This is a genomic window from Tissierellales bacterium, from assembly GCA_025210965.1.
Classification (GTDB): domain Bacteria; phylum Bacillota; class Clostridia; order Tissierellales; family JAOAQY01; genus JAOAQY01.
This window is the reverse complement of the sequence record JAOAQY010000039.1, coordinates 1-10,483: the sequence shown is the minus strand read 5'-3', so window position 1 is coordinate 10,483 and position 10,483 is coordinate 1. Positions and strand designations below refer to the sequence as shown.

Annotated in this window: 11 protein-coding genes; all 11 read left to right on the top strand. The window is 31.9% G+C overall.

What is annotated here, in order from left to right; all coding sequences use genetic code 11:
• A partial coding sequence (locus N4A40_02865; GenBank protein MCT4660775.1) for a prepilin-type N-terminal cleavage/methylation domain-containing protein occupies window positions 1-605 on the top strand: 605 nt, incomplete at its 5' end.
• A 143-nt stretch (window positions 606-748) separates the two neighbouring features.
• The gene (locus tag N4A40_02860; GenBank protein ID MCT4660774.1) at window positions 749-1,495 is read left to right on the top strand and encodes a prepilin peptidase; all 747 of its coding nucleotides are present in this window, start codon (window positions 749-751) and stop codon (window positions 1,493-1,495) included.
• A 12-nt stretch (window positions 1,496-1,507) separates the two neighbouring features.
• The gene (pilM, locus tag N4A40_02855; protein ID MCT4660773.1) at window positions 1,508-2,569 is read left to right on the top strand and encodes a pilus assembly protein PilM; all 1,062 of its coding nucleotides are present in this window, start codon (window positions 1,508-1,510) and stop codon (window positions 2,567-2,569) included.
• 5 nt (window positions 2,570-2,574) lie between these two features.
• On the top strand, window positions 2,575-3,144 hold the full coding sequence (locus N4A40_02850) for a PilN domain-containing protein (protein ID MCT4660772.1): 570 nt from the start codon (window positions 2,575-2,577) through the stop codon (window positions 3,142-3,144).
• Complete coding sequence (locus N4A40_02845) at window positions 3,145-4,785, top strand: LysM peptidoglycan-binding domain-containing protein (GenBank protein MCT4660771.1); 1,641 nt, start codon at window positions 3,145-3,147, stop codon at window positions 4,783-4,785. It begins immediately after the preceding gene.
• Window positions 4,786-4,801: 16 nt separating this feature from the next.
• On the top strand, window positions 4,802-7,489 hold the full coding sequence (locus tag N4A40_02840; protein MCT4660770.1) for an S-layer homology domain-containing protein: 2,688 nt from the start codon (window positions 4,802-4,804) through the stop codon (window positions 7,487-7,489).
• 1 nt (window position 7,490) lies between these two features.
• A complete protein-coding gene (locus N4A40_02835; protein MCT4660769.1) occupies window positions 7,491-8,480 on the top strand; it encodes a hypothetical protein in 990 nt (329 codons plus the stop codon).
• A gap of 167 nt (window positions 8,481-8,647) precedes the next feature.
• On the top strand, window positions 8,648-9,073 hold the full coding sequence (locus N4A40_02830; GenBank protein ID MCT4660768.1) for a hypothetical protein: 426 nt from the start codon (window positions 8,648-8,650) through the stop codon (window positions 9,071-9,073).
• Between the two features lie 13 nt (window positions 9,074-9,086).
• Window positions 9,087-9,572 (top strand): hypothetical protein, encoded by a 486-nt coding sequence (locus tag N4A40_02825; protein ID MCT4660767.1) that lies wholly within the window; start codon window positions 9,087-9,089, stop codon window positions 9,570-9,572.
• Window positions 9,553-9,990: a type II secretion system GspH family protein gene (locus N4A40_02820; protein ID MCT4660766.1), complete on the top strand. Its 438-nt coding sequence runs from the start codon at window positions 9,553-9,555 to the stop codon at window positions 9,988-9,990. The genes N4A40_02825 and N4A40_02820 overlap by 20 nt, the downstream gene beginning before the upstream one ends.
• Window positions 9,959-10,459 carry a type II secretion system GspH family protein gene (locus tag N4A40_02815; protein ID MCT4660765.1) on the top strand — a complete coding sequence of 167 codons (501 nt, stop codon included), beginning with the start codon at window positions 9,959-9,961 and terminating at the stop codon, window positions 10,457-10,459. The genes N4A40_02820 and N4A40_02815 overlap by 32 nt, the downstream gene beginning before the upstream one ends.
• Window positions 10,460-10,483 lie beyond the last annotated feature (24 nt).

Sequence of the window (10,483 nt, the reverse complement as noted above, 5' to 3'; positions counted from 1 at the left end):
GAAGAAGTGGATTCACCCTTATAGAGCTCATACTAGTACTTGCAATATTAGCTATATTAGCAGCTATAGCACAGGCGAATTTTGCGCTTATTTTGGAAAATTCGAGATATAAAGCAGATGTTTTGACGGCCAAAAATATTATAAAAGCTACTAGATTACAGCATTTATCTATGGGATTATCACCGGAGGACAATGTAGGAAGAAATGGGCTTACAGAACAATATTTATCTAGTACTGATGTTGAGTTACAGAGTAATCACATTGAATCTTATTATTCTAGTCGCTATGGGACTATTAGAGCGCCGTATGGAAAATTTATGTTGCTCCAATTTTCAGAAGGCAAATTTGTATCGGGGAAGTATGTTCGAGAAAATTTTTATGGGGTAATGTGGATTACAAGACCAACTAGAGAAGGATATTTAGGTGGGAAAATAGTTATGGAGAATGATGAGCAGATATATAATGTCAGTGATGTTTATTGGAGAGATAATGCACCTAGTAGTCTTTGGACTGATAAGCAGTCTGATTATGGCTATAATATTAGCTATTCAGGTTCTACAGCAAGTCAGATGTATTATTATATATTTTTGCAAGTTATAGAGTAAAAAAGTAAGTCAGAAGATTTGAGTTAGTATTTATAATGTAGAAAGCGACTAAGGCTTTTTGTCTTTAAAAAATCCTGCACTTATGACTTGTTTTTCCTTATTATGTTATAATAAAATGATAGAGTATTGAAAGGGGAGGTTGTATGTCATTTATAGTATTCATTCTAGGAACAATAGTGGGCTCCTTTTTAAATGTATGTATTTATAGGATACCTAACGGGGTATCTATAAGTTATCCACCTTCACATTGCTATGCATGTGATACGAAGCTAAAGGCTTTAGATTTGATTCCGTTGCTGAGTTTTGTATTTTTAAGGGGAAGGTGTAGGTATTGTAAAGCAAAATTTTCTGTAAGATACCCAATGATTGAAGCGCTTACTGGTTTACTATTTTTAGGCGTTTTTTGGAAGTTTGATTTGGAATGGGAGACTATTAAGTATCTCATATTTACTTCATATTTGATTGTTGTGACATTCATTGATTTTGATCACATGGTCATAGTTGACTCGACTAATATAGTTGCAGTTGTTCTTGGTTTACCGTTTTTAGTGATTGGAGATCTTAGAGGTAATTTTGTAGAATCGATATTAGGGATTTTACTTGGGGCAGGAATCATTGCTATTATTAGATTTATATCGCGAGGTGGAATGGGAGATGGCGATATATTTTTGATGGGAGTAGTTGGATTTTATTTGGGATATAAAATGTTGCCTTTGCAATTTATGCTTACATTGGTATTTGCGAGTGTTATATCAATACTTCTTATAGTGTTTAAGATAAAATCACGTAAAGACTATATACCGTTTGGTCCATTTATTGCTATTGGAGCGTGGGTTACGCTTATATGGGGGAACGATATTTTAAATTGGTACACAAAATTATTGTTTTAGAGAGGTGACAAGATGTTTGAAAAAAATATAGTTTCAATAGATTTGGGTTCTGAGAATATAAAAATCGTAATAGGTAGCGCTAAGGGTGAAAATATTAAAATATCAGAAATAGCTATGATTGAAACACCATCGAATGCATATTTGAATGGTAAAATAAATGATTTAGATCAGTTGAGAAGTGCTATTAGAAAGCAATTAGATATCATGGGAGTAAAGAAGAGATGGAAGGCTGTATTGACATTAGATAGTGCAGATGTCATTACAAGGGAAGTTGAGCTACCATATTCTAAAGATATAAACTTATCATCTATAGTTAGATTTGAGTTAGAAGATAGCCTTCCCATAATGCTTGATGAATATATAATAGAATCAAAAATACTCGAAACATTTGATGAGGGACCTGTTAAGAAGTATAGGGTTTTGGCAGCTCTTATGCCTAAAGAAATGGCCGATCATTTTTATAAACTAGTTACAGGGCTTAATCTAGAACCATATGTTCTAGATATAAATAGTAATGTAATGTCAAAGGTGATATCAGCGGCTTATACAGTAGGCGAATGGAAACTTGAAGATTTTGGTACGATAGCAGTGGTTGATTTTGGATCTATGAGTACAAATGTAATGGTATTTGATAAGAAGGTAATGAAATTAAATAAATTGATAGATGGAGGTACGGCTCAAGTACTAGAGAGCATAAGCAATACGTTTGGATTAGATTTTGATGGTGCTAGGCAAAAGATGATAGATGACGTACATTTAGATGATTCTGAATCGGAGGAAGTGAGCGCTAATTTGCTTAGCGATGTTGCAAAAGAAGGATTAGAGAAGACTTGTGACCAAATACAAATGGTTTTAAAATATTATATGTCAAGAGAATCAAATAAGGAGTTTGATGGTCTAATCATATATGGTGGAGGAGCAAAACTTCAAGGGATAGATAAGTACATGGAAAATTATTTTAAGATACCACTTATAAATGTAGATATTAATGAGCATGTAAATGTAACTAAAAAAGGACTAAAAATTGATTCTAAAATTTATACAAATGCATTAGGGGCTTTGTTAGGGAGGTAGAATATATGACAGATTTAAACTTTTTTTCGTCCTACCAAAAGAAAGCAAAAAAGGCGAAGCAAGGATTTAAAATTGAGAAAAAAGGAAATGAAACTATACTTTTTGCGGTGCTAGGTGGAGTTACATTGATAATGATATTGGTTTGTCTAGGACAAAGAGTGATGCTTTTTAAGTATGGGTATGATATTGGAAAATTGGAAGAAAAATTAGGTGGAACTACTGAAGCAGAAGTACAGGAAGTAAACCTAATGCAGACAAAATATGACGAACTTAATAAGGAATATGAAGATTTAAAGGGTGTAAAACTTCAAATAGAGAAATTAGAAGTAATAAATGACGAATCATTGAAATCAATATCGGCAGTTATGCCTGATGGAATTTATTTTGACGGTATTACATTTAATTCTGAAGAAAAAGTAATTAAAGGAATAGCTAAAAATAATGCATATATTGCAGAGTTTCAAAATAATCTTAGAAGACTTCCATATTTTAATAAATTATTTGTACCAGAAATTTCAGATTTCAATGGATATTATAAATTTACCATTGAGATTGATGCAGAGGAAGTGAAATAGATGAAACAATTAAAACTACCGAAATTATCATCAGGACGTAAATTGTCAAAAAGAGAAAAAACGTTACTAATTGTAGTTATCTGTTTAACTTTAATATTTGTATTAAATAAGTTTGTTTTGCTACCACAAATGCAACAACTATCTGATTCGAAGATGTTATTAGAACAATATACAGAGAGAAGTGCATCTAATGAGCAAATAAAAGAGTCCAAAACTCAAATAGAGAACAGAATAAAGGTTAGAGAGCAGGAATTAGATGAAATGAAAACATCATACTTTGATAGTGTGGAGCAGGAAGTAGCGATATGGGTTATAAACAACTCTGTACAGGATACTGGGCTTAAACTCAGTGCGCTTACATTTAATAGGGAAAATCCATTTGCTGAAGGAGTAGATGTAGAGTATCTAAGGGTTGAAGTTCCATTTGAAGGAAATTATTTTGATGTGGTAAAATTTGTTGATAATATAAAAAAATACGAAAAAGAAATTATTATTGAGAAATTAGAGGTAACAGTTAACGATAAGAAAAAGATCGAAGGAACTATAGGACTTGGATTTTATTCTCTAGCACATGTAGAGAAAATAATTGAGGGAGAGGTTCAAATAGTTGAATTTAATGAAGAGACTGATCCGTTTAGACCGTTTAGTGCGACAGAAAATGGAGGATTGCTAGAGGTCATTCCAGAAGGTTTTGATATAAATCAGATAGATATAGAACCTATAAAAAGCAAAGTTCTTTTGGAAGATTTTGAAAGAGCTGATGTTAAGGCAGTTATGGGAGATACAACAGGTCGATGTGATTTTGGGCTTGATGCAAATGTTACATCTGGTAGAAATAGCCTTTCTGTAAATTATAATTTTCCACTAGAATCTTTGAATAGAACATTTGTTGTTAATCTAGAAAAAGAGAGAATAGATGTTACTAGAGCAGCAGAGAGCTATCAGTTGAATGTTTATTCTTACGCTGAATCGGATTTAACTATAAAATTGAGATTTTTAGGAGCAGATAATAGAGTTTATGAGAATACACTTGCATCATCAATAGATTGGACAGGATGGAAAACACTAGAAACAAGTATTGAAAGCAAATATTCTATATATCCTATGAGATTGCAGGGAATACAGATTGAACTTGGAGATAGCGCTGTGGGAAGTGGAGAGATATTAATGGATACGCTAGTTGCGGTTCATACACCTCCTAAAGTAGAAGTGACACATCAAGATTTTGACTCTGGAGTTGCAATTTATACAGTGAAGAAAGGTGACACTCTATATTCTATAGCAAAAAGTTTTGGCGGAGATGAGCTCATGATAGAAATGATTAAAGAGGCTAATCATTTAAAGAGCAATCGTATATTTGTAGGTAAAAAGTTGATAATTCCTCCAATTACAATAATTGAGGATGCAAAGAAAGAATTTGAAAAGGCTAATGGAGTAGACGTTGATGTATTAGATGCTCTGTCCGAAAAAACGCCAGAGGATATGTCTTCGACAGAGGCTATAAAGGCATCTCAAGATGTATTAAAAGGCATGGCAGAAAAGATAAATGAAGGTGATGATATAACAACGGATAGAGAAAAACAGCAAGAAGTTATAGAAGGTATTATCACAGATTATATGAAATCTCAAAATAACAACTAGTGATGGGGGAGAATAAATGAAAAAGATATTAAGTACTTTATGTTTGGCATTTTTGATAGTCATAATGACTTCTCCAAATTGGGGAGAGGCAGCTAGCAATATAGATTTGGGTGAGCCAGCACAAAGAGGGGTTGCTATAGGTATTTATTCAGGTGAAAAATATGGAAAAGAAGATGCAAATAGTGAAGATTCTCTTGATGCAGAGGAGAGATTGAAAGGGCTTGACATAATGGAAGAATATGTTAAGTATTTGGAAAAGCAGGGTCAAAGTGTAAGTACTATAGAGTTACAGATGGCGATGGACAAATATGATTCCGAAAAGAGAAAAGAAGATAGTGATTATGAAGGTTACAAAAATATAGTAGATAGATATTTTAAGCTTCAATTTTTAAAGAGTTATGAAGATACTATGGATTCGGAAAAAACAAAAACACCTGAAGAGTTGGGTGAAGAAAATGGTAAAACAGCAGGGGAAAATGCTGGAGAAATAGCTGGTAGAAAAGATGCTAATGATGAAGAAAAAAGTGACTGGGAAGAAGCTATACTTAGTTCAGATAAAATTGAATCCTTATATGATTTAGATAGAGAAAATTCTGATTATAGAATTGCATTTTTGGCAGCTTATAGAAAGGCATTTAAAGAAAAATATCAAGAAACATATAGTAAGGTAAATTATGAAAATTCTTCGGGTGGTTCTAGTGAAACGGAAACAGATTTAGAAAAAAGGGCTAAGGACAAAGGAAAGACTGCTGGAGAGACAGATGGTAAAAAAGCGGGTAGAAAAGATGCAGAAGCCGATGAAGATAGTGATTGGGAAGATTCTATTGAATCGGATGATGATATTGAAGACTTGTACAATTTAGATAGAGAAGTAGATGAGTACAAAGAGGCATTTTTAGAAGCGTACAAAGAGGCATTTAAAACATCTTACCAAGGAACTTATAGCGATGTAAATTATGAAAATTCTTCAGGTGGAACTGAAAGAGAAGAAGATAATGTGAGAACAGATGCATTAGAGTCAGGGGCTATGTTTGGTGAAAATGATGGTTTTAGAGCTGCGATAAAAGATTATCATAGTGGAGAGCAGAGTGATGCTGAAGATGCATTACCTAGAGAATCAGAGATAATCGATAAATTTATGTTAGACAAACAAACGTATGAGTATCGTCTTTATTTTATAAGAAGCTATAAAGAAGCATTTGTAGCTGGATATGAAAAAGGTTTTAGAGATTCTAATATGGATCCTAGAGAAACTGCTTATAACAACGGGTTTGCATTTGGTAGTGATATGGGTGCAAAAGACGGTGTGGCTTCAGGAGCAAATGATTATTTTTCATCGAAATCAAATGATTGGTTGGGAGCTATACAATCAGAAGATTATTTAAAAACGAGATATGAATTGTATAAAGAGATTGATGAATACCAACAAGGTTTTTTAAATGGATATAAAATTAGCTTTCAAATGAGCTATGTAGAGCAGTATACAAAATCTAAAACTGATTTGTACGATGAAAAAACGAAAAGAGCTTATGATGCAGGTTCGGAAGTTGGAAAGCAAAATGGTCAGTATATGGGACAAAATGACTATACGAATGGAAGAGCTAATAATTGGAGAGTTTCCATAGAAACAGATTCTGAAATCATGGCAAAATATAATTTAACTAAAGAATCAGTTGGATATATTAATGATTTTATCTCAGCTTATAAAGAGAATTTTATGAAGAGCTATGCTGAAGCTTACCAAGGTGCTAGTTCAGATGTATTATCTCAAAATGTTGCATTTGTAGAAATGAATGGCTATGGCGGAGAGGTAGTTTATGAAAGCCCAGATGAGTTTAAAGAAGTGTGCACATTAGAAGTTCCAGCAGGAGCCATTCTTAGAAAGACTAGTTTTGCTATAGAAAAAAGAGAATATTTACCATATTATTTTAATAACAAGTACGTACCACTTACAAATGTGTACAATATTACAGTTAGAAATGGCAAGAATTCTTTAGATTTACAAAAACCACTTACGCTTAATTTTAAATACTATGGTCCTATGGATGCTGGTATATATAGAAATGATGGGGGCAAGTGGAATTTTGTAAAAAGTCAAGTTTATAGATCCGAAGAAGATGAGGGATTTATAATCTCTACAAAAATTTCAGATAAAGAGTATTATGGGGCTCAATACGTAGTATTAGTTGATGAAGGATATGTTCAGATTGATGATATAGATGGACATTGGGCAGAAGATGAAATCAATACATTTATTAGAAGAAAATATGTTTCGGGTTATCCAGATCATACATTTAAACCAGACTATAAGGTAACTCGTGCTGAATTTGTTAAAATTCTTGATAATTCTATGAGTTTGACAAAAAACAATGGTAATTATTATGGTAGAGTGAATGTATTTAAAGATGCTATAACTTTTGGTGTATTTGAAGAAAGTATAATGAAAGCTTATTCAGTAGGACTGATTAATGGATATCCCGATGGGACATTTAGACCTAATATGCATATAAGTTACCAAGAGGTCGAATGGATAATGAAAAAAATGCCGGGATTAGATGGATTTAAATGGAAGAAAATTGCTGAAAAGATGCAAGAGGAGGAAGGGATAGCCTCAAATAGTAGTAGAGGAATGAATCAAAAAATCAATAGAGCTGAAGTCATTTATATGTTAAATGACATATTAAACGAAGAGATAGGTGAGTAATATGAAAAATAAGATCAGCGTTTTTATAATAGCAGCATTGATTTTATTTGGTGGAATTAGTTTGGCAACTGGTGATATAAGTCTGGTACTGAATTATGGTTCTGCTGAAACAGATTCTGCGAAAATTACGATAGGTTTTGCATCTGGGAATATTGACGCATATAGAGGTTATAAGGTACAGTTCTCATTGGATGGTGAAAACTGGGAGTCGTATGATATGGTTAGTGACACATGGATTTGGCATCAAGAAGGTATATTTTTGGAGTACTATCCTAATTTTTTCTTGGGTAATACTCAAGGAACAAAACTTATTCGAGCGAAGCTTATTTCACCAGATGGTACAGAGATAAAACTACAATCAAAAATTAAATTTGTACAAAAATCAGGACAAAGTAATGAAGATTTCTTAAAACCAAATGATATGGACGTCTATGATGGTGTTGGAAGTTTTACTAATCCATATTTAGCACATGGCAGTATGGTTAAAATCGACAAGTATTTACCTTCGGCTAAATATATAAAAGTATCTACAGATGGAGCTTGGTCTAAGTGGTATAAAGTAAATGCCGGAAAACCTAGTGTTAATATTAAATTAAGTAATAGTGGGTTAAATGAGGTTTATTTTATAACTAAAGATAAAAATGGCATAGAGAGTAGTGTTCAAACTATTTATTATAAATTGGATCAATCTAAGCCGAAAATAAAGCTTATAACAGAGTATCATGATTTGATAGCAATAGAGGGAGCAATAGAATTTGATATAGGATTTTTTGATGAAGAATCAGATAATATAGAGTATGAAGTGGCTTTATTAGCATATGGAAAAGAGAAGCGCATAAAGGGTAGAACGCCAATATATGAAACTGGGAAGTATACCTATATTACTTTCGATTTAAAAAACCTACCACAAGGGACTTTTAAAATTGAAGTTAGGGCTAAAGATCAGTCAGGAAATGTATTGGTTAGATCTTATGATGTTTATAGCTATTAAATTGATATAATAATTGTGATGAAAGTGCAATATTGTTTAAATACTATTTATGGTATTTTTACGATATTGCACTTTTTATTTAAAAACGCTAATTTATTATATTAAAAAAATTACATAAACGTTAAATATTTAAAAATAGGGTAGATTATCAATAGGAGGCGATAGCTATGAAAAGAGGTCATACTTTAATAGAAGTGATATTATCTATAAGTATTTGGGCTGCTGGCATTTTGCTATTTGTCATGATGTTTTCATTAGGAATCAAAATGATGCAGTCAACAGATCAAAAATTTGAAGCATACACAATTGCTGAAGAAAAATTGATTGAAAATACCAAAACTATTGGTAGAGATGAGAAGAAACTACTAGAGTTGGATGGTAAGAAAGTGAAAGAAGGAAATTATGAGTTCAAATTTTCAATAAAAAATATTGAGGGAGCATCGAAAAGTGTTTATAGAAGGAATCCCGAGCGTTTGGAAACAATACCCGAGAGTGAGTATTGTTCTTTTTATGAAATAGAAGAAACGGTTATGAACGAAAATTATAGAGAAATTGCTAAGATAAAGATGTTTAAATGGGTTCAATCAATATAAGGATGGGATGCAAATGAGAAGAACGGGTGGAGCCATGATACTAGTAATTTTTATGGTGAGTTTATTAACTACACTTGGTATAACGTATCTAAACGCAGCATATATAAATGAAAAAGTAATAGAAATTGGTAACAGAAATGCTTTTAAAGCTGAAAACGAAATTGAATTTATTGAGTATGAAGTATTAAATGAAGTAATAGAAGCCGTAGAAAAAGCAAAAAATGAGTTTGGAATTGAAAAAATGAACGGTGAGTACATTGAAGTTAATAGAAAAATAGAACTTAGTATAGTAAATATAAATTGGATAAGGAGAGAGTCTCTTAGAATGACAGAGATTAAAGAGCCTGCTCATTTTTATGACGTTTATATTGAGTACAATATGATAAAAGGATATCTTGGAGATATGTATTGTAATTTACTATATGAGGAAAAGGAAGGGGTTGTGAAGCTTGTTGATATACAATTGCAGAAAAAGCCATTTGGGGGCGACGTTAATTGAGCTAGTCTGTGTAATTGGAATTTTTGGAATATTGGCAGGGCCAATTCTAAAATGTAGCCTGAATATATTTAGGGTATGGGATAAGGCGATGGTTAGATTAGAACTTCAAACAGAAGCTATCAATCTCGCGAATTTTATCAAGTCAGATATGAAAGATGTTGGGTCCATAGAGAATATTTCGAAAAAAGATTTTGGAAGATATACTTTGAAAGGATATAGATATGTATATGATTATCAATTAATTAATAGAAAATTATTTGTTACTGAAGGAAAGAATACAAAAGAGCCAGATATACTATACAGTAATAGTGTAAATAAGTTTGAATTTATAAAAATTGATAATGAGGTAAAATGGATTGCAGAATTTGAAAAAGAAGGGATAGTGTATGAAGTCGAGACGTGGTTTTACTTTAATTGAATTGATGTGTGTATTGTTTTTAATAGGATTAATTTCAACATGGTTTCTACCTAAAATAACTTCTTTTAGAACATTAGAAGTGAATGCGTTTGGAAGAGAATTGTATCAAGATATTTTAGAAGTGAAAATGCTAAATATTACAGATGATTATATAAAAATGAGAATAGATACTGATCACTATCAAATAGCATCCTCTTTTGGTGAGGAAATAAAAAGAAAACAGATTGATGATAGATTTGTAATTGTCGACAATATAGGAACTCATAGCGGTATAATTATAATATCATTTAACCAATATGGTCATCCAAACTATGCTGGCACTATGTATATATATGATAGGAAAAGAGAGGCAATTTGTTGCATAAGTATCATGCCTTATACGGGCAAAATAAGTTTTTATAGGGAAAATAGTATTGAAAAAAGTCAAATTATATATATCAAAGAAAAAATAAGTGATGATTTAAAATAAATATGATAGAATAGTGTAAATTAG